This window comes from Corallococcus terminator, from assembly GCF_003611635.1.
Lineage (GTDB): Bacteria > Myxococcota > Myxococcia > Myxococcales > Myxococcaceae > Corallococcus > Corallococcus terminator.
On sequence record NZ_RAVZ01000001.1, the window covers coordinates 1 to 20,328 of the forward strand.

Here is a 20,328-nt window from a genome sequence, read left to right on the forward strand (position 1 = left end):
CCGCCCTCCCGCCCAGGCGGAACGAGAGGTCGGCCCATCCCTCTCGCAACACGAGCCGTGCGACGAAGGACGCGACAGCCGGGCACCACATCAGGAGCAGGACCCTGGATGTTGGGTCAAGGAACGCGATGCGGCGGATGATGGCCCACTCCGCGAGCGCCGTGAGAGGAATCAACACCGCGAAGAAAACGCACAAACTCCGGCGGGCGCGTTGGATGTCATCCATGTGAGCGTCACTCGAATTCAGGCACGGCCTTCACGTCACCTGTCGTGAAGATGAGGGCGCTGGACGAGGAATTCTCATCCCCATCCTTCCGCGCCATTCCCCTGGCATCATTCTCGCTGCGAATCTCCAGGCAGACAGGAAAACTGTCGCCGGTCGGAGGCGTCGCCCAGGTGAGCCGACCGAAGACACGATCTCGCACAAAGAGCTGTCCGGACAGCACCGTGCGGTCCGGCATGCGCCCCATGTCTCCCACCAGGTGGACTTTGACGAGTCCGTCTCGCACGGTGATGTAGCGGGGCCTCCCCTGGATGAACACCGCAGGCTGTCTCTGGCCCATTGCGATGCCCAGTTTCTCCATGGCCTGGACCGCACCAAGCGGACACCGCGCGGGAGGAAGCGCAGCCGGGAGCACCCGCGCACGAGTGCAGGCAAACGACGTGCAGGCCACCACGAGTCCCAACGCCCGGATCGCTCTGGCATCCAGGCCCTTCTTCGTCGGCTTCGGGGTGTGAGGAAGGGACAGCGTGTCGTTCGTTTGCGTCATCACGGCGGTGGAGACCTCTTGGAGCTTCGCGAGGGGCGAGAGTGTCCACCAATCTCCGGGAACCGCTCGTAGGCCCGCAGGACGACTTCCAGATGACCAGGGTTTTCGAAATCGAGCGGCGCCTCCGTGAGGCGAACAATCCACCCACCCGTCGCGGTACTGCGCGACAGCGAGAGCAGCTCCGCATCGCGGTCGGGATCCGGAAACCCGATGGCCCGAGCAGCCGTGGCCGACCAGTAGTTCAACCATCCCAAGCGGTGCGGAATCTCTGGCGAGCGGATTTCTGCTGGAAGCTTGAGCGCTGGCAGTCCCCGGGGCGGACTGGGCGGCCCCGCCAACGTGCGACTTGTCTGCCTGGCGATATCGACTGCCGCGCGGAAGGGCGTGGCTTCGCCCCACAGCGCTTGGGTGGCCTCCGCTACGACCTCCACCATCTGCGCCGACGCTGCGATGACCTCAGGGGTCAGAGGAAGGTCCGCGTGGACGTCGAGCAGTGGCTGACCGCCAGGAGCGGAGTTCGCTGATATTTCCAATGCAGACAGCGTCGCCGGATGGTTTTCGTCGTTGTTGCAGACGAAGGGAATTCTCCTGTCCTTCATCGCCTGGAGGAGCCATGCATCACGTTGCGGGAGGTGGACGAGTTGGTGCTCATCGGAGACAGTCCACTCCAGACGCAGACCGGGGAGCGCACGCTCCAGACCCTGGACCGCGGCAACAAGACGGGTTTCCTCTCCTCCGGAAAGGGTCGAATAGGATCTGATGCCAAGGGCTTCTTGTGTTGTCGTCATTCTAGCACCAGGGCATGAGGACGATCGTGAGGTCGGGCGCCAGGCGCTCCAGCATCGCCTTGTGCTCTTCAGTCCGAACGCCAATGACAAATCGATAGCCACACGCCGCCGCAAGGTCGCGTTCGCGCCGCCCTTCCGCCACTTGTTTCTCAAGTTCGATTTGCTGGACGAACCGCTTGTATGTCTCAATGGCGGTGGTTTTGACTTCCCACAATGTGCGCGTGGCAGGCTGCAGCGCGTCAAATGCCTTGCCATTGACCAGGACGTTGGCACCACGAAATGCATTGAGTGGAACATTGTCAGCGCACATGTTGTGCAAGGAGTTTCCACCCTTGGGGGGCACCCGCTTGGGAATGCACTCCGGACCGTGCTCTCGATCTGGAAATTCGGGAGTCCCCGGAGGGAACCAGTCCTGGCCTGATGGCTCAGACCTGGGTCCCCGCTTCTCCAAAGGAGCATGCGCGATGGGGATTGTTTCAGGCACGGGCTCTCGGGTTATTTCTTCCTCGGGGTATTGCCGCCTCAGTTCATATGCATCCAACTCCTCTTGGATGGCGACCGCGACCACCACCACGCCAACGATGATCACCGCTCCCACGACAATCTCTGGCTGCGTCAGGAGGCAGATGCCGACCAGCGTTGACACCGTCGCCGCGTCCGTTGAAGCCACGAGGCACCGTCGCTCCGCATCGCGAAAGCGAATCTTCCGGGTATCGAGCGCGTGAAAACACCGCTCCACCAGCACGGACCAGGAATGAGAAGCCTCCTGGACCGCGCACCGCCCTTCGTCCCTCCAGGGCAACGTGGCTGCTTTCTGAAGGCGGGACATCCTGGGGTTCCATGCGACCGGTCCTTCAGGGCTCGGAGCTGTTGTCGCACAAGCCGAAAGGAGCAGCAGGAACGCGAGGCAGATGCGCAACATGATTTTGTCCGTTCATGAAGCAGGGGCTCAGCGGACTTCATCACGTCACGCCCCCCAGCGCCTCACCCCAGCGCCTTCATCCAGATGACCACCGCCGCCGCGCCCGCATCGGGAATCCCCTTCGCGCGCTCGCCCAGGTAGCTCGCGCGTCCCAGCCGCGCCGTCATGCCCGCGGTCGCCTCCGCGCCCTGCTCCGCCGCGCGCGTCGCCTCCGCCCACGCCTCGCCCAGTGACTTCCCCTCGCGCACGGCGCGCGCCATCGCCTCCGCCGCCGGGTGCAGCGCGTCCACCATGGTCCGGTCCCCGGGCCGCGCACCGCCCAGCTCCGACACCGCCTCGACGGCCACCTGGAACGCCTTGGCCCAGTCCGCCGCGTCCGGCACCTTGTTCGTCAGGTAGCGCGAAGCCCTCAGGAGCGCGGTCGCGTAGAACGGCCCGGAGCTGCCGCCGATGTTCCTCCGCAACGCCTGCCCCAGCTCCATCAACGCCCCGGACGGCGTGCCCCATGCGCCCTCCGGCAACGCGCGGATGGCCGCCGCGCCCCGCGCCAGGCTCAAGCCCAGGTCCCCGTCCCCCGCCGCGCTGTCCAGCTCCGTCAGCTTCGCCTCGGCCGCATCCCACGCGTCCGCCACCGCCAACGCTCCCGCCTTCACCTTCGCCATCTGCGGCTGGGGCTTCGGATGTCCCTGGATGGTGGGCAGCGCCCCTCGCGTCGACACCACCCGGCGCTGCGCGACCAGCGTCCCCCTGCCCGGCCACGCCGGCGCCTGCGTGGCCGCGTCCAGCCGCGCCAGCCGCGCGTCGTCCACCTTCAGCAACGTGAGCGAACACCCCGGCATCTCCAGCGCGGACAGGAACGTGCCCTGCCACGCACGCTCCACCTTCACGCCCCGCTCCGCCAGGAACGCCAGCGCCCGGCGCGTCATGATGGCCAGCTCCATGGGCGGCGTGCCCCCCAGGCCGTTGACCATCAGCGCCACGCGCTCCCCCTTGCCGATGTCGCGGTCCTCCACGATGGTCGACAGCAACGTGTCCACCAGCGCATCCGCGGGCTGGTGCGCGACGCGGCGAACTCCCTGCTCGCCGTGGATGCCCAATCCCAGCTCCACCTCGCCCTCGCCCAACGTGAAGCCCGGCCGGCCCGCCGCCGGCACCGTGCACGGCCCCAGCGCCACGCCCATGCTGCCCAGGGCACTGGCCGCCTCCGTCGCCTCGCGCGCCACCTCCGCCAGCGACGCACCCGCCGCCGCCGCCGCGCCCGCGACCTTGTGCACCAGCACCACGCCCGCGATGCCCCGCCGCCGCGCGGGCTCCACCGTGTCGCGCAACGCCACGTCGTCCGCCACCACGACGACCTCCGTCGGGATGCCCTCCGCCCGCGCCAGCTCCGCCGCGAGCCCGAAGTTGAGCCGGTCGCCGGTGTAGTTCTTCACGATGAGCAGCGCGCCCGCCGTTCCCGCCACCGCGCGGATCGCCGCCAGCACCGCGTCCGCGCTGGGCGACGTGAACACATCCCCCGCCACCGCCGCGTGCAGCATGCCCGCGCCCACATAGCCCGCATGCGCGGGCTCGTGCCCGCTGCCACCACCGGAGAGGATGGCCACCCGCCGCGCGCCCAGCGCCGCCGGCACGTCCGCGCGCACCACCACCGTCTCCCCCTCCAGCAGCGCCTGTCCGGGCGCGAGCGCCACGAACCCCTCCAGCATCTCCCGGACCACTTCGAGCGGCGCATTGACGAGCTTCTTCACCTTCGTGACCTCGGCGGAAAAGGAACGGAACAGACAGCTCCAGATCCCACCCTTCCGCCCGCCCACCTGCCCGTCAAGCGAGCAGGAAGTGGCAAGCCCTCCGTTGGACGGTTGCGTCACGAATCCCGTTTTCCATTGACTTCGCCCCTGTTTCTGAGGATGATTCTCATTATCATTCGCTGACTCGCAACAAGCACGGCGGGTCCGGCGCGAGGTGCGTCGGCTCCAGGCCGGAACCTGTCTGGCATTGCCGGACAGGGACAGGGCCGACGTGTGTCTGGATCCCAGGTGACTGTCTTGAGTGTTCCATCCCCGGTCGCGCGAGAGCGCACGCTGCTGTGGCTCCTGGCGGCGGTGCAGTTCACGCACGTCGTCGACTTCATGATGCTGATGCCGCTGGGGCCCCTGCTGATGCAGCGGCTGGACCTGTCGGCGACGCGGTTCGGTGCGCTGGTGTCCGCGTACACGCTCGCGTCCGCGGCCATGGGTGTCCTGGGCGTGTTCTGGTTGGACCGGCTGGAGCGCAAGCGCACGCTCTTGATGCTCTACGCGGGCTTCATCACCGCCACGCTCCTGTGCGGCGCGGCCACCGGGGCCGTGGGGCTGCTCGTGGCACGCACCGTGGCCGGGGCGTGCGCGGGGCTGATGGGCGCGGTGGTCATCGCCATCGTCAGCGACGTGGTTCCGGCGGAGCGCCGGGGGCAGGCCATTGGCACCGTGATGACGGCGTACGCGCTGTCCGCGGTGGCGGGCGTGCCGCTGGGCCTGGGCCTCGCGAACCTCTGGGGCTGGCGCTCGCCCTTCGTCGTCCTCGCGGCCGTGGCCGGCCTCGTGTGGCTGCTGCTGCTGCGCTTCCTTCCCCGCGTGGACGGACACCTTGCCCGCGCGCCCGGCGCTGGCGATGCCTCGTCGCCCGCCTCCGTCTTCACGCCCCGCCTGGCGCTGGGCTGGGTGCTGACGTTCACGGTGGTGTTCGCCAGCTTCCTGCTCATCCCCTACCTGGGCGCCTTCATGGTGGGCAACCTGGGCCTGTCCCTGTCGGAATTGCCGTGGGTGTATCTGGCCGGCGGCGCGGCGACGCTGCTGAGCTCGCGGTGGATTGGCGGACTCGCGGATCGCCTGGGCCCCGCGCGGGTGCTGGCCGGCCTGCTGGTGTTCACCATGGTGCCGCACCTGCTCTTCACGCACCTGCCGCCCTCCCCCCTGCCGGTGGTGGCGCTGGTGTTCGTGGTCTTCATGACGCTCACCTCCGGCCGGGCCATCCCCACCATGGCGCTGGTCGCATCGCGGGTGCCGCCCGTACTGCGCGGGCGCTACCTGGCGGTCAACATGGCCGCCAGCGACGGCGCCTCTGGCCTTGCCGCATGGATGGGCGGACTGCTCCTGACCACCGCGTCCGACGGCGCGCTCATCGGCTTCGGGCCGCTGGGCTTCTTCGCCGTGGGCATCTCCGCGCTCGCGCTGGGCCTGCTGTGGGTCTTCGCCGGCCGCGCCGTGCCCGTGAGCGCCACCCCCGCTTCCTGACAATCCCTCTCCACCCCCTGAACACAAGGACCCTTCCATGTCCCAGGCCACTCCCCGACACCCGTCCCTGCCGCGCCCCATCGTGGGCGAGATCAAGCTGGAGCGCTCCAACCAACTGCTCGCGGAGGCGCGCAAGCTGGTGCCCGGCGTCACCCAGACGATGATGAAGAAGCCGGACCACTTCGCCCCCGGCGCCTTCCCCGTGTTCCTCGCCAAGGGCCAGGGCGCGCTGGTGGAGGACGCGGACGGCCAGGAGTACATCGACTACATCCAGGCGCTGGGCGCCAACATGCTGGGCCACAACCACCCGGCCGTCGCGGAGACCATCCGCAAGCACCTGGCCGAGGGCATCATCCACTCGCTGCCCACGCCGGTGGAGGTCTCCTCCGTGCGCGCGCTGGTGGACGTCATCCCGGGCGCGGAGATGGCCCGCTTCTTCAAGACGGGCGCGGACGCCACCTCCGCCGCCGTGCGCCTTTCGCGCCACATCACCGGCCGCGAGTCCATCGTCACCGTGGGCTACAACGGCTGGCACGACCACTTCATGTACGACACGCCGGGCATCCCCGCGGCCGTCGCGAAGCTCACCACCCGCCTGCCGCTCTTCACGCCCCCGGACGAGCCCGCCCTGCTCGCGCACATCGAGGCGCACGGCGCGCAGCTTGCCTGTGTCCTGCTGGCCATCCCCTACAACCGCACCATCACGCGCGAGTTCCTCCAGGCCGTGAAGGACACCTGCGCGAAGCACGGCGTGCTCTTCATCCTGGATGAGGTCGTCACCGGCTTCCGCCTGGCCCTGGGCGGCGCGCAGCAGTTCTTCGGCGTCCAGGCCGACTTCGTCACGCTGTCCAAGGGCATCGCCGCGGGCATGCCCCTGTCCGCCATCGCCGGCCCGGAGAAGTACCTCTCCAAGCTGAGCGACCTCCAGGTGTCCACCACCTTCGGCGGTGAGATGCTGTCGCTGGCCGTGTGCGAAGCGGTGCTCAAGGAATACAAGAGCACCAACTACATCGAACACATCGCCAACATGGGCCGCCGCCTGCGGGAGGGCGTCAACGCCCACGCGAAGGCCACGGGCTCCTCGCTGGAGGTCATCGGCTACGACGCCGTGCCCTTCTTCCGCTTCAGCAAGGACATCCCCCAGCACATCCAGAAGATGATCCCCTTCCAGGCCGGCATGGCCCGCCGGGGCGTCATCCTGCGCCGCGACCTGAACTTCATCAGCGCCGTGCACACGGAGCAGCAGATCGACCACACCATCGCCGCCGCCGGCGAGGTGTTGCGCGAGACGGCCGCCAGCTCCACCGCCAGCGCTGCCTGAAACATTCGCAAACCAATCCGCCCGCCCCACCGCGGCGTTTCACGCGGTGGGTCATTTCGGGCTTGAGCCTTCTTGACAGGAATTCACGACCATGGCACTTCCGGATTCTGATTATGAGAACCGTTCTCATTCTCCAGTGGACGGACCGGGCAAGCGGATGATGGGTGCGCCGACAGGAATCGCGGTGGTGACGGGCGCGGCCCAGGGCATTGGCGCGGCCGTCGCACGGAAGCTTGCGCGCACGATGCACGTGGCCGTGTTCGACCAGAACAGTGCCGGGTTGGAATTGCTGGTGGCGGAGTTGCGCCAGCAGGACTTGAAGGCCACCGCGTTCAAGGTGGACGTGCGGGACAAGGACGGCGTCGAGGACGCGGTCGCCATCATCGAAGCGAAGCTGGGCCCCATCCAGGTGCTGGCCAACGTGGCGGGCATCCTGCGCATGGGCGCGGCGCTGGAGTTGAGCGACGCGGACTGGATGAGCACCTTCGCGGTCAACACCCACGGCGTGTTCCATGTCTCGCGCGCGGTGGCCAGGCGCATGGTGCCCCGGCGCTCGGGTGCCATTGTCACGGTGGGCTCCAACGCGGCGGGCGTGCCGCGCATGCAGATGGCGGCCTACGCGGCGTCCAAGGCCGCCTCCACCATGTTCACCAAATGTCTGGGGTTGGAGCTGGCCGAGCACGGCATCCGCTGCAACGTCGTGTCCCCCGGCTCCACCGACACCGCCATGCAGCGGGCGCTCTGGTCGGATGACCGCGGGCCGGAGGCCGTCATCGCCGGCTCGTTGCAGTCCTTTCGCACCGGCATCCCCCTGCGCCGCATCGCCACGCCAGACGACATCGCCGACTCCGTGGTGTTCCTGGCGTCCGACCAGGCCCGCCACATCACGATGCACGATTTGTGTATCGACGGCGGCGCCACGCTGGGTGTCTGAAACCCGCCCGCGACGCTTCCGCCTCCCTGAAACACCCCCTTCCTCTCCAGGGTGGACCTTCGTGTCCCCTCCCATGCCTCCGAGTTGAGAATGATTACTGATACCAAGATCGTTACGGGGTCAAAGGACCCGCGCGGTGTGACGCTGCCCGTGGACGGCCTGGGGGTGGCCCCGGCCCTGGCGGTGGAGTCGGAGCAGGAGTCGTTGGCGACGCGGCTGCTGCGCGACTACGACGCCGGCTCGTCGTTCTTCTTCGCGACGCCCAAGCGCACGATGCTGGCGCGCGGCGTGTTCGCGACGGTGCCGCACGCGGGCGGGACGAACTCCCTGGACGGCCTGCCCGCGCGGGTGGCGGCGGTGCTGGACGCTTCTCGCGAGGCGGCGCACGACATCCCGGTGGCGGTGGGCGCGGTGCCCTTCGACGGCCGGGTGGAAGCGCAGCTCGTGGTGCCCATGACGTTGCAACGCGCGGGCCCACTGGTGTTCGACGCGGCCTCCCCCGCGCAGCTCCCCCTGGCGTCGCGCTACACGATGCGCCCCGTGCCGGAGCCGGCCGCGTACCTGAGCGGCGTGGCGGCGGCGCTGAAGCTCATGCAGGACGGGCCGCTGCGCAAGGTGGTGCTGTCGCGCTCGCTGCACCTGGACACCGCGACGCCCATTGATTTGCGCCAGCTCCTGCACAACCTGGCCCGGCGCAACCCGCACGGGTACACGTTCGCGGTGGACCTGCCGCCTCGCGAGGACGCGGCGCCCGGCGCGGGCCGGCGGACGCTCATCGGCGCGAGCCCGGAGCTCTTGGTGTCGCGCTCCGGGTTGCAGGTCATCGCCAATCCGCTCGCGGGCTCCGCGGCGCGCAGCCCGGATCCGGTGGAGGACCAGGCGCGGGCGGCGCGGCTGATGACGTCCCCCAAGGATTTGCACGAGCACGCGGTCGTCATCGACGCGGTGGCCGAAGCGCTGCGCCCCTATTGCAAGTCGCTGGATGTGCCCAAGGGCCCGTCGCTCGTGAGCACGCAGACGATGTGGCACCTGTCCAGCCGCATCCAGGGCGAGCTGAAGGACCCGTCCATCACGTCGCTGACGCTGGCGCTGGCGATGCACCCCACGCCCGCGGTGTGCGGTCACCCGACGGAGCTGGCGCACGAGGCCATTGGCCACATCGAACCGTTCCAGCGCGGCTACTACACCGGCACGGTGGGCTGGTGCGACGCGAACGGCGACGGTCAGTGGGCCGTCACCATCCGCTGCGCGGAGGCGGACGCGAACTCGCTGCGGCTGTTCGCGGGCGCGGGCGTCGTCGTGGGCTCCACGCCCGAGGCGGAGCTGGCGGAGACCGAGGCGAAGTTCCGCACCATGCTCCAGGCCATGGGCCTGGGCGCCGGGGTGCAGCCGTGAGCGTCGTCCGCGAACACCTGGCGGGCTGCCCCACGTGGCCGGAGGACTTCGCCCAGCGCTACCGCGAGGCGGGGTACTGGCGCGGGGAGACCTTCGGTCAGCTCCTGCGCGACCGCGCCCGGGACTTCGGGACGCACGTGGCGCTGGTGGCGGGCACGCACCGCTGGACGTACGCGGAGCTGGACGCGCGCGTGGACCGCATGGCCGCGGGCTTCCACGCGCTGGGGATCCGCGCTCGCGACCGCGTGGTGGTGCAGCTTCCCAACGTCGCGGAGTTCTACGAAGTCATCTTCGCCCTCTTCCGCATGGGCGCGCTGCCGGTGTTCGCGCTGCCCGCGCACCGCGCGTCGGAGATCGGCTACTTCTGCGCCTTCACCGAAGCCGTGGCGTACGTCATCCCGGACCGCTTCGGCGGCTTCGACTACCGCACGCTCGCGGAGCAGGTGCGCGCCGCGACGCCCACGCTGAAGCACGTGCTGGTGCTGGGGGACGCGGGTCCGTTCACCGCGCTGTCCTCCGTGCCCGCCGACCCCGTGACGCTGGAAGGCCCGTCCCCTTCGGACGTGGCGTTCTTCCAGTTGTCGGGCGGCAGCACGGGCGTGCCCAAGCTGATTCCGCGCACGCACGACGACTACATCTACAGCCTGCGGGCCAGCGTGGACGTGTGCCGGTTCAACCGCGACACGGTGTACCTGTGCGCGCTGCCGGCGGCGCACAACTTCCCCATGAGCTCCCCCGGCGTGCTGGGCGCCTTCTACGCCGGTGGCACGGCGGTGATGGCGCTGCACCCGAGCCCCGACGTGGCCTTCCCGCTCATCGAGCGGGAGCGCGTCACCGTCACCGCGCTGGTGCCGCCGCTAACGATGGTGTGGCTGGACTCCACGCAGGCGAAGAAGCACGACCTGTCCAGCCTCCAGGTGCTCCAGGTGGGCGGGGCCCGGCTGAGCGACGAGGCCGCCGCTCGCGTGCGCCCCACGCTGGGCTGCGCGCTCCAGCAGGTCTTCGGCATGGCCGAGGGTCTGGTGAACTACACGCGCCTGGACGACCCCGAGCAGCTCATCGTCACCACGCAGGGCCGCCCCATGTCGGACGCGGACGAGCTGCGCGTGGTGGATGACGACGACGTGGCGGTGGCTCCCGGCGAGACGGGACACCTGCTCACGCGCGGTCCGTACACCATCCGCGGCTACTACAACGCGGAGGCGCACAACGCGCGCTCCTTCACGACGGACGGATTCTACCGCACGGGCGACCTGGTGCGCCTGACGCCCGAGGGCTACCTCGTGGTGGAGGGACGCGCGAAGGATCAGATCAACCGGGGCGGCGACAAGGTCGCGGCCGAAGAGGTGGAGAACCACCTGCTCGCGCACCCGTCCGTGAGCGACGCGGCGGTGGTGGCCATCCCCGACAAGTTCCTGGGCGAGCGCACCTGCGCCGTCGTCATCCCGCGCGGCGAAGCGCCGACCGCGTCGGTGCTCAACGCCTTCCTGCGCCAGCGGGGCCTCGCCGCCTTCAAGATTCCGGACCGCATCGAGTTCGTCGCGGCCTTCCCCCAGACGGGGGTGGGCAAGGTCAGCAAGAAGGCGCTGCGCGACAGCCTCCGACAGTCCCTCAACCCTTCTTCTGTCTGACCCTGGAGCCCTCCATGGCCCTGCCTGCCATTGCCCCCTACGCCATGCCCGGAGCGGCGGACCTGCCCCGGAACAAGATTTCCTGGACGCCGGAGCCCAAGCGCGCCGTCCTGCTCATCCACGACATGCAGCGCTACTTCGTGGACGCCTTCACGCAAGGGCAGTCCCCGGTGACGGAGCTGGTCGCCAACATCCAGCGCATTCGCGCCCACTGCACGGCGCTGGGCATCCCCGTCGTGTACTCCGCGCAGCCGCCGGACCAGACGCCCGAACAGCGCGGCCTCCAGTTGGACTTCTGGGGCAAGGGCCTGAGGGGCGGCCCGGAGCAGAAGCAGAAGATCATCGACGCGCTGGCCCCGGCGGAGGGCGACATCCTCCTCACCAAGTGGCGCTACAGCGCGTTTCGCAACACCCGGCTGATGGAGGTCATGCGCGATCAGGGCCGTGACCAGCTCATCATCTGCGGCATCTACGCGCACATCGGCTGCCTCCAGACGGCCAGCGACGGCTCCATGAGCGAGGTGCGTCCCTTCCTCGTCGCGGACGCGGTGGCGGACTTCTCGCTGGAGAAGCACCGGCTGGCGCTCGACTACGCCTCGCAGTTGGTCGCGTTCGTCACCTCCACGCAGCAGCTCATGGACGCGATGCCGCTGGCCGCGCCGTCGGTGGACCGCGCGCAACTGCGCTCGGACGTGGCGGAGCTGTTGATGGAGCCCGTGGCGGCGATTGGCGAGGACGAAAACCTGCTGGAGCGCGGCATGGATTCCATCCGCCTCATGAGCCTGGTGGAGCGCTGGCGTCAGCACGGCACGGAGGTGTCCTTCGTGGAGCTGGCCGAGAAGCCGACGCTCACCGACTGGTACGCGCTGCTCTCCTCGAAGCAGCCCGTCCCCGTCGCGCCCGGCGCCCGCGCCTCGTAATCCGTCGCACCCCTTCCCCCTCGGAGTTCCCCCCGTCATGCACCCATCCCAGGACGAGAACCGCCCGCTCTCAGCGGCCCAGCACGGCATCTGGGTGGGGCAACAGCTCGACCTCCAGAGCCCGGTGTACAACGCCGGGGAGTGCATCGAGTTCCGGGGCGCGGTGGAGCCGGTGCGCTTCGAATCCGCCCTGCGCCGCGCGGTGGCGGAGTCGGACGCGCTGCACTCGCGCTTCGTGACGGGTGACGGCGGGCCCGTGCAGCGCATCGACGCGGGCACGGAGTGGGCGCTGCACCGCGTGGACCTGAGCGCGGAAGCCGACCCCTGGGCTGCCGCCCAGGAGTGGATGTGGAAGGACCTGGGCCGCACGGTGGACCTGGCGGCGGGGCCGCTGTTCTCCCAGGCCCTGCTCACCGTGGGGCCGGAGCGCTCCTTCTGGTTCCAGCGCATCCACCACATCGCGATGGACGGCTACGGCTTCTCGCTGCTCGCGCGGCGGGTGGCGGAGCTCTACACGGCGGAGGCCCACGGCAAGCTGGCCCCCGTGGGCTTCAACCGGCTGGGCCCCGTGCTGGACGAGGACGTGGCGTACCGGGCCGGTCCCCAGTTCCAGAAGGACCGCGACTTCTGGGTGAACCGCTTCGAGGACGCGCCCGTGCCCGCGCTGCTGGCGGAGGCCGCGCCCATGTCGTCGCGCTTCCTGCGGCGCTCGGAGCACCTGTCCCCGGAGCTGATGGCGGCGTTGCAGGCCGGCGCGAAGCAGGCGGGCGTGAGCTGGTCCGACCTGGTGCTGGCGGTGACGGCCATCTACCTGCATCAGCGCACGAGCGCGCCGGAAGCGGTGCTGGGCCTGCCGGTAATGGGACGGCTGGGTTCGGCGGCGCTCAAGGTGCCGTGCATGGCGATGAACATCGTGCCGCTGCGCATCGCCGTGCGGCCCGACGCCGGGCTGTACGCGCTGGCCCGCGACGTGGCGGCGGAGATGAAGGCCGCGCGCCCGCACCTGCGCTACCGCTACGAGCAGCTTCGGCGCGACCTGCGCCTCGTGGGCGGGCAGCGCAAGCTGTTCGGTCCCGTCGTCAACATCATGCCGTTCGACTACGCCCTGGACTTCGCGGGCGTGCAGGCCACGGCGCACAACATTTCCGCCGGTCCCGTGGAGGACCTGTCCTTCGGCTTCCATGCGCGTTCGGGCGGCAAGGAGCTGCGCGTCGACCTGGATGCGAACCCGTCCTGCTACACGGAGGAGTCCCTGGCCGTGCACCAGCGCGGCTTCCTCCAACTGCTGGAGTCCCTGCTCGCCGCGCCGGAGCAGCCCGTGCGCCGGGGCCTCGCGAGCTGGGGCGCCGGGGGTGTCGCCGGTCCGGACGCGTCGGTGCTCGACGGCGGGCCGGTGCCTGGCGTGCGCCCCGTGCTGGAGCTGCTGAAGGCGCAGGCCGAGGTCCGGCCGGACGCGGTCGCGCTGGAGCATGGCCGCTGGCGGATGACGTACCGCGAGCTGCTGGCGGCGTCCCAGGCCCTGTCCCTGCGGCTGCTGGAAGCGGGCGTGACGCCGGACACGGCGGTGGCGGTGAAGGTGCCCCGGGGGACCGACGCCATCGTCGCCAGCCTGGGCATCCTGTTCGCGGGCGCGGGCTACCTGCCCATCGACCCGACGGGACCCGCCACGCGCAACGCGGCCATCCTGGAGGATGCGCGGCCGTCCGTGATGCTGGTGTCCGAGCGCCCCACGCCCGACGCGGATCCGACCGCGCCCGGCATCCTGGTGGTGCAGAAGCTGGAGCGACGCGAGGGCGACGCCCCGGCCGTGCCCGCCGCCCATCCGGAAGCGCGCCTCGCCTACGTCATCTACACCTCCGGCTCCACCGGCCAGCCCAACGGCGTCCAGATTCCCCGCGACGCGCTGGCCCACTTCGTCGCGGGCGCGACCGAGCGCTACGCGGTGGGTCCCGAGGACCGGGTGCTCCAGTTCGCCCCGCTCCACTTCGATGCGAGCGTCGAGGAGATCTTCGTCACGCTGTGCGCGGGCGGGCGGCTGGTGCTGCGCACCGATGAGATGCTCCAGTCCGTGCCCCGCCTGATGGACGCCTGCGCGGAGGCCGGCATCACGCTGCTCGATCTGCCCACGGCCTTCTGGCACGAGCTGGCGTACAGCCTGTCCACCGGCGCCGCCGTGCTGCCCGACTCCCTGCGCACGGTCATCATCGGCGGCGAGGCGGCCCTGCCGGAGCGCATCGCCCGCTGGCGCGACGTCGCGGGCGACCGCGTGCGCCTGCTCAACACCTACGGCCCCACCGAAGCCACCGTGGTGGCCACCGTCGCCACCCTCGCCGGTCCCGACGCGCTCGCCTCCGGTGATGAAGTGCCCATCGGCCGTCCGCTGCCGGGCGTCGTCGCGGCCGTCGTCACGCAGCAGGGCCGGCTGGCCGCTCCGGGCAAGGAAGGCGAGCTGTGCCTGATGGGCGGAGCGCTCGCCCGGGGCTACCTGGGTCGCCCGGAGTTGAACGCCGCGCGCTTCACCACCCTGGCGCTGCTCGAAGGCCAGCCGCGCGCCTACCGCACCGGCGACAAGGTGCGCGTGCGCGACGACGGACAGCTCGTCTTCGTGGGACGCGTGGACGACGAGTTCAAGATCAGCGGTCACCGCATCGACCCGGGCGAAGTCGAAACCGTGTTGCTCAAGTATCCGGGTGTCCGCGAGGCCGCTGTCGTGGGTCAGGTGTTGCCGGGAGGGTCGCGCCGGCTGTGCGCGCACCTGGTCGCTTCTCCTGAGCCCACGCCCGCGGAGCTGCGCAAGCACCTGCTGACGGCGCTGCCCGCGCCCATGGTGCCCGGCGCCTTCGCGTTCGCCGAACGTCTACCGCGCACCAGCAACGGGAAGATCGACCGCAACGCGCTGAAGAACGCGCTGCCTCCGGATGAGAGCGCCGCGCTGCTCGCCACCGCCACGCCGCTGGAGCGCACGGTGCTGGAGGTGTGGGAGCAGGTGCTGGGCCGCGCCGCGTCGTCGCTCCAGGACGACTTCTTCGAGCTGGGGGGCCAGTCCCTCCAGAGCATCCAGGTCGCCAACCGGCTGAGCATCGCCGTGGGCCGCGAGGTGCCGGTCGCCACCGTCTTCCGTCACCCCACCGTGTCGGGCCTCGCCCAGGCCCTGGAGCGCGGCAGCGCGGAGGGCTCCGAACCCGGCGGCCTCACCGCCGCGATGCTCGCGGACTCTGAGCTGGGCCTGGACATCGTCCCCGCCACCACCGGCGAGGCCTGGGCGCGCGAGGCCACCCGCATGGGCACCGGCTTCCGTCAGGTGCTCCTCACGGGCGCCACCGGCTTCGTCGGCGCGCACCTGCTCCACCAACTGCTCGCCGTGCCCGACGTTCGCGTCATCTGCCCCGTGCGCGCGAAGGACGAGGCCCAGGCGATGGAGCGCCTGAAGTCCGCGCTCGTCGGCCAGAAGCTGCCCACCGCGGGGCTGGAGTCGCGGGTGCTCGCGCTGCCGGCGGACCTGTCCCTGCCGATGCTGGGCCTGGACGCCGCGCGCTTCCACGGGCTGGCCGCGGAGTGCGACGCCGTCATCCACAACGCCGCCGTGGTCAGCGTGGTGCGCGAGTACGGCAGCCTCCAGGGCGTCAACGTGCGCGGCACGCGCGAGCTGCTCAAGCTGGCCGCCGCCGTGCGCCCCAAGCCCTTCCACTACGTGTCCACCATCGCGGTGGCGCCCCAGACGAACCTGGCGCCGGACGTGCCGGAGGCCTTCGTCCCCGCGCACGCAGGGCTGCGCGACGGCTACCAGCAGAGCAAGTGGATCGCGGAGCGGCTGGTGCAGCAGGCCTCCGAGCGCGGCCTGCCCGCGACAGTGTACCGCCTGGGCCGCGTGGTGGGCGCTCCAGACACCGCGCTCGTCAACACGCAGGACCTGGTGTGGCGCATCGTGCTCGCGGGGCTTCCCGTGCGCGCCCTGCCCCTGCTGGACGTGGGCGAGGTGTGGACGCCGGTGGACTTCGTCGCCCGCGCCATCGTCCAGCTTTCGCGCCGTTCGCATCCGGGCGCCGTGTTCAACCTGACGCCCACCGCGGAGGTGCGCCTGTCCGAGCTGTTCGGCTGGGTGCGCGACTACGGCTATCCGCTGGACCTCTGTCATGTCCCCGAGTGGCGCGAGCGTGTCGCGCGCGGCTCCGGGGGCCACGACGCCACCCTGGCGTTCTTCGATTTGCGCAGCGGTGACTCCACGGCCGCCTTCGGCCTGGGTCCCATCCGCTGCGAGCGACTGCTGGCCGCGCTGGAGGGCACGGACGTCGTGTGCCCTCCCACCGACCGGACCCTCCTCTACCGCTACCTTGACTCCTGCGTCGCGCAGGGAATCCTGCCTCCGAAAGAATCGGCGCTCCCGTGACGAACTCTTCCTGGTCTCCCTCCTCCTGGCGCGCGAAGCCAGTCCGCTACATCCCCGACGACTACCCCGACCTTCCCGCCCTCGCGCGCGTGGAAGCCGAACTGGCGAAGCTGCCGCCCCTGGTCCCCGCGGAGGAGACGCGCCGGCTGCGCGACGCGCTGGGACAGGTCGCCGAAGGCAAGGCGTTCCTGCTCCAGGGTGGCGACTGCGCGGAGAGCTTCAAGGAGTTCGGCGCCGAGAACGTCCGGGACACCTTCCAGCTCCTGTTGCAGATGGCCGGCGTGCTCACGTTCGCGGGCGGCTGCCCGGTGGTGAAGGTGGGCCGCATCGCGGGCCAGTTCGCCAAGCCGCGCTCCAGCGCCACGGAGACGATCAACGGCGTCACCCTGCCCAGCTACCGCGGCGACATCATCAACGGCATGGACTTCAACTCGCGCGAGCGCACGCCGGATCCGCAGCGCCTCTTGCGCGCGTACCACCAGTCCGCGGAGACGCTGCAGCTTGTGCGCGCCTTCGCTCGCGAGGGCTACACCGACCTGACCCGCCTCCTGGGACACCGGCCGGAAGCCGAAGGCGCCGTGCGCCCGGTGGACTTCTTCACCAGCCACGAGGCCCTGCTCCTCAACGTCGAACAGGCGATGACCCGCTTCGATGAGGCGACGGGCGGCTGGTACGACACGTCCGCGCACATGCTCTGGATTGGCGAGCGCACCCGCCAGTTGGACGGCGGCCACGTGGAGTTCATGCGCGGCATCCAGAACCCCATCGGCCTCAAGTGCGGCCCCACGATGGAGCCGGACGACCTGTTGCGCATCATCGACACGCTCAACCCCCAGGGCACCCCGGGCAAGCTCACGCTCATCGGGCGCTTCGGTTCGGATCAGGTCGCCACCGCCCTGCCGCGCCTGATGGCCGCCACCCGCCGCCACGGCGGCCCCGTGGTGTGGTCCATCGACCCGATGCACGGCAACACGCACAAGGCGAGCAACGGCTACAAGACGCGCTCGCTGGAGCGCATCCTCGCGGAGGTCATGGCCTTCCTCCAGGTCGCCGCCGCCGAGGGCGTCCACCCCGGAGGCCTCCACCTGGAGATGACCGGCCAGGACGTCACCGAGTGCCTGGGCGGCCCGCTGGATGTCTCCGAGGACGACCTCTCCAGCCGCTACCACACGCACTGCGATCCCCGCCTCAACGCGGATCAGGCCCTCCAGCTCGCCTTCCGCGTCGCAGACGGCCTCCACACCGTGCGCGCCCCCCAGGCCCGCGCGGCCTGACGCGGCGCGCGGCCTTGACAGTCCCGAACCGAAGCGGCTAAACGTCGCGCCGTTGATAATGAGAACCATTTTCATAATTGCGAATGGGTGGCGGCGGTTCGGGGCGGGCGCGGCGCTGTTGACGGTCCTGTGTCTGGGCGGTCCGGCGCACGCGGGCGCGATGCAGACAAGCGGAGCCGCGCAGGAGCCGGAGGCCACGCCCTCCGCTCCCGTGGCACCGGTCTCCGCTCCGGCGGCACCGGTCTCCGCTCCGGCGGGTCCGGTCATCGAAGCGCCGAAGCTCATCCAGAAGACCGAGGCGGCCTACCCCGCCGAGGCCCTGGCGGCGCGCCTGGAAGCGAACGTGCGCCTGCAACTGAAGGTGGACGTCCAGGGACAGGTCACCGAGGCCGAGGTGATGGAGCCCGTGGGTCACGGGTTCGACGAGGCCGCGCGCACAGCCGCGCTCCAGTTCCGCTTCGAGCCCGGCAAGCGCGACGGCGTCGCGAAGCGCTTCCGCATCCTCTACACCTACGCCTTCCGGCTCCCGCAGGACGCCGTCCCCCCGGGCCCCGTGGCCGAAGCCGGCACGCCCCCGGACGCGGCGCAGCCTCCCGAGGTGGCCTCCAGCACTGATGAGAACACCATCGACGTGACCGTCGTCGGCGAGTCCGCCGCCGAGCGCCACCGGCAGTCCGCGGAAGCGGTGCAGGTCATCGAGATGGAGCAGATCGGCTACGAGACCGCGGACCTGGGCAGGGCCCTGGCGCGGACCGAAGGCGTGGACGTGCGCCGGGCCGGAGGCCTGGGAAGCAACACGCGCGTCTCGCTGGCCGGCATGTCGGATGATCAGGTTCGCTTCTTCGTCGACGGCATCCCGCTGGAGTTCGCGGGCTACGGGCCGGGGCTCGCCAACGTGCCGGTGAACCTGGTGCAGCAGATGGAGGTCTACCAGGGCGTCGTACCCATCCGCTTCAGCGCGGACGTGCTGGGCGGCGCCGTGCAGCTCATCACCGACCAGGACGTCCACGGCTCGGGCGTGGCGGCCTCCTACGAGCTGGGCTCCTTCGACACGCACCGCCTCACCGCGAGCGGCCACCACCTGGAGGAGTCCACCGGCCTGCTGGTGCGCGCGCACGGCTTCTACGACAACGCCCGCAACGACTACCTGGTGGACGTGCAGGTCACGAACGACGCGGGCAGGCTGGCGCCCGCGCGACTGCCGCGCTTCCACGACGGATATCAGGCGGGCGGCGCGAGCCTGGAGGTGGGCTTCGTGGACCGCCCGTGGGCCCAGCGCCTGCTGGTGCGCGCCTTCATCAACGCGACCGACCAGGACATCCAGCACAACACGTCCATGACGCAGGTCTTCGGCGACGTGACGGGCACGGCGGGCTCCGCGGGCACCACGTTGCGCTACGCGCAGACCTTCGGCCAGGGCCTCGCCGTGGACACCGTGGGCGGCTACACGTTCCGGCGCAGCCGCTTCCTGGACGTGAGCAAGTGCCGCTACGACTGGTACGGCCGCTGCTTCGTGACCCTGGAGACCGGGGGCGAGATGGACTCCGGAGCGGTGGAGCGCTACGTCAACCAGCACGCCGTCTTCGCGCGCCTCAACGCAAGCTGGCAGCCGGGCGGGCCGCACACCCTGCGGCTCGCGGTGGCGCCCACGTTCGTCGTGCGCACGGGCGAGGACCGCCAGCTCCAGCTCCTCCAGCAGGCGGATCCGCTCTCCGCGGATCGCGACGTGGCCTCGCTGGTGACGGGCCTGGAGTACCAGTACGAAGCGCTGGAGGGCCGGCTGCAGAACGTCGCCTTCGCCAAGGACTACCTCCAGTCCACGGGCGCGCAGAAGCTGCTCGCGAGCAACGAATTCCTGGACCTGGCCCGGACCGCGCACGAGCTGGGCGTGGGGGACAGCTTCCGTCTGCGCCTGTCGCCCACCGTCACCGCGAAGGCGTCCTACGAATGGGCCACGCGCCTGCCCCGGCCGGACGAGCTCTTCGGCGACGGCCTGCTCATCGAGGACAACCTGGAGCTGGTCCCGGAAACCAGCCACAACTTCAACCTGGGACTGGGCGTCTCCCTGCTGCCCGGCCGCCACGGTTCCTTCCGCGCCAACGTCGGCGGCTTCGCGCGCCTTTCGGATCAGCTCATCACGCTCATCCCGCAGTTGGGCTTCTCCCTCTACCAGAACGTCTTCGCCGCGCGCTCGCTGGGCGTGGTCGGCGCCGCCGGCTGGACCTCCCCCGGACAGCTCCTGTCGCTGGACGGCAACGCCACCTGGCAGGACGTGCGCAACGTGTCCGGCGAAGGCAACTACGGCGCCTTCAAGGGGCAGCGCATCCCCAACCGCCCCTCCCTCATGGCCAACGGCAGCGCGCAGGTGAAGATGACGGACCTGCTGCGCACCCAGGACGAGCTGCTCATCACCCTGCGCTCGCGCTACGTGCACGAGTTCTTCCTCGCCTGGGAGGGCGCGGGCGCCGCGGATACCAAGTACACCATCGACACGCAGCTCACGCACTCGGTGGCGCTGACCTACGTGATGCGCGACACCCCCACGAAGCTGAGCTGGACGCTGGACCTGCAGAACCTCACCAACGCCCGGACCTTCGACTTCTTCGGCGTCCAACGCCCCGGGCGCAGCCTCGCCGCCAAGTTCACGCTGGAGCGCTGAGACGCGCCTCCCGCATCCGCACGCAGCACCCCACACCCCATCGAAAGGGAAGTCC

Annotated in this window: 14 protein-coding genes; 9 read left to right on the forward strand and 5 right to left on the reverse strand. The window is 70.3% G+C overall.

The window, feature by feature from the left end; translation table 11 throughout:
• The 5 genes from D7V88_RS43760 to dhaL all read right to left on the reverse strand — a co-directional run.
• The coding region (locus D7V88_RS43760) for a hypothetical protein (RefSeq protein ID WP_208726038.1) at positions 1-226 on the reverse strand (226 nt) is incomplete at its 3' end.
• Positions 227-233: 7 nt separating this feature from the next.
• Positions 234-584 carry a hypothetical protein gene (locus D7V88_RS00010; protein ID WP_147448538.1) on the reverse strand — a complete coding sequence of 117 codons (351 nt, stop codon included), beginning with the start codon at positions 582-584 and terminating at the stop codon, positions 234-236.
• 185 nt (positions 585-769) lie between these two features.
• Positions 770-1,558: a DUF5953 family protein gene (locus D7V88_RS00015; RefSeq protein ID WP_120538510.1), complete on the reverse strand. Its 789-nt coding sequence runs from the start codon at positions 1,556-1,558 to the stop codon at positions 770-772.
• 1 nt (position 1,559) lies between these two features.
• Positions 1,560-2,303, reverse strand: coding sequence for a DUF6310 domain-containing protein (locus D7V88_RS00020; protein ID WP_341870643.1), 744 nt, complete (start codon positions 2,301-2,303; stop codon positions 1,560-1,562).
• A gap of 239 nt (positions 2,304-2,542) precedes the next feature.
• On the reverse strand, positions 2,543-4,228 hold the full coding sequence (dhaL, locus tag D7V88_RS00025; protein WP_120538541.1) for a dihydroxyacetone kinase subunit DhaL: 1,686 nt from the start codon (positions 4,226-4,228) through the stop codon (positions 2,543-2,545).
• Between the two features lie 288 nt (positions 4,229-4,516).
• On the opposite strand from dhaL, the gene mxcK reads away from it, so the two are divergent.
• The 9 genes from mxcK (at position 4,517) to mxcH (ending at position 20,273) form a co-directional block, all read left to right on the forward strand.
• Positions 4,517-5,752: a myxochelin export MFS transporter MxcK gene (gene mxcK / locus D7V88_RS00030; RefSeq protein WP_120538512.1), complete on the forward strand. Its 1,236-nt coding sequence runs from the start codon at positions 4,517-4,519 to the stop codon at positions 5,750-5,752.
• A 37-nt stretch (positions 5,753-5,789) separates the two neighbouring features.
• Positions 5,790-7,073: a myxochelin B biosynthesis transaminase MxcL gene (gene mxcL, locus D7V88_RS00035; RefSeq protein WP_120538513.1), complete on the forward strand. Its 1,284-nt coding sequence runs from the start codon at positions 5,790-5,792 to the stop codon at positions 7,071-7,073.
• A 160-nt stretch (positions 7,074-7,233) separates the two neighbouring features.
• Positions 7,234-8,007, forward strand: a complete 774-nt coding sequence (locus D7V88_RS00040; RefSeq protein WP_120538542.1) for a 2,3-dihydro-2,3-dihydroxybenzoate dehydrogenase — start codon at positions 7,234-7,236, stop codon at positions 8,005-8,007.
• Between the two features lie 144 nt (positions 8,008-8,151).
• Complete coding sequence (gene dhbC, locus D7V88_RS00045) at positions 8,152-9,402, forward strand: isochorismate synthase DhbC (protein WP_244237876.1); 1,251 nt, start codon at positions 8,152-8,154, stop codon at positions 9,400-9,402.
• Complete coding sequence (locus D7V88_RS00050; protein WP_120538515.1) at positions 9,399-11,033, forward strand: (2,3-dihydroxybenzoyl)adenylate synthase; 1,635 nt, start codon at positions 9,399-9,401, stop codon at positions 11,031-11,033. The genes dhbC and D7V88_RS00050 overlap by 4 nt, the downstream gene beginning before the upstream one ends.
• A gap of 14 nt (positions 11,034-11,047) precedes the next feature.
• Complete coding sequence (locus D7V88_RS00055; RefSeq protein ID WP_120538516.1) at positions 11,048-11,953, forward strand: isochorismatase family protein; 906 nt, start codon at positions 11,048-11,050, stop codon at positions 11,951-11,953.
• A gap of 37 nt (positions 11,954-11,990) precedes the next feature.
• Complete coding sequence (gene mxcG, locus D7V88_RS00060) at positions 11,991-16,340, forward strand: myxochelin non-ribosomal peptide synthetase MxcG (protein ID WP_120538517.1); 4,350 nt, start codon at positions 11,991-11,993, stop codon at positions 16,338-16,340.
• The gene (locus tag D7V88_RS00065; protein WP_120538518.1) at positions 16,337-17,614 is read left to right on the forward strand and encodes a 3-deoxy-7-phosphoheptulonate synthase class II; all 1,278 of its coding nucleotides are present in this window, start codon (positions 16,337-16,339) and stop codon (positions 17,612-17,614) included. The genes mxcG and D7V88_RS00065 overlap by 4 nt, the downstream gene beginning before the upstream one ends.
• A gap of 160 nt (positions 17,615-17,774) precedes the next feature.
• Positions 17,775-20,273, forward strand: a complete 2,499-nt coding sequence (gene mxcH, locus D7V88_RS00070; RefSeq protein ID WP_244237875.1) for a TonB-dependent siderophore myxochelin receptor MxcH — start codon at positions 17,775-17,777, stop codon at positions 20,271-20,273.
• The last annotated feature ends 55 nt before the right edge of the window (positions 20,274-20,328 follow it).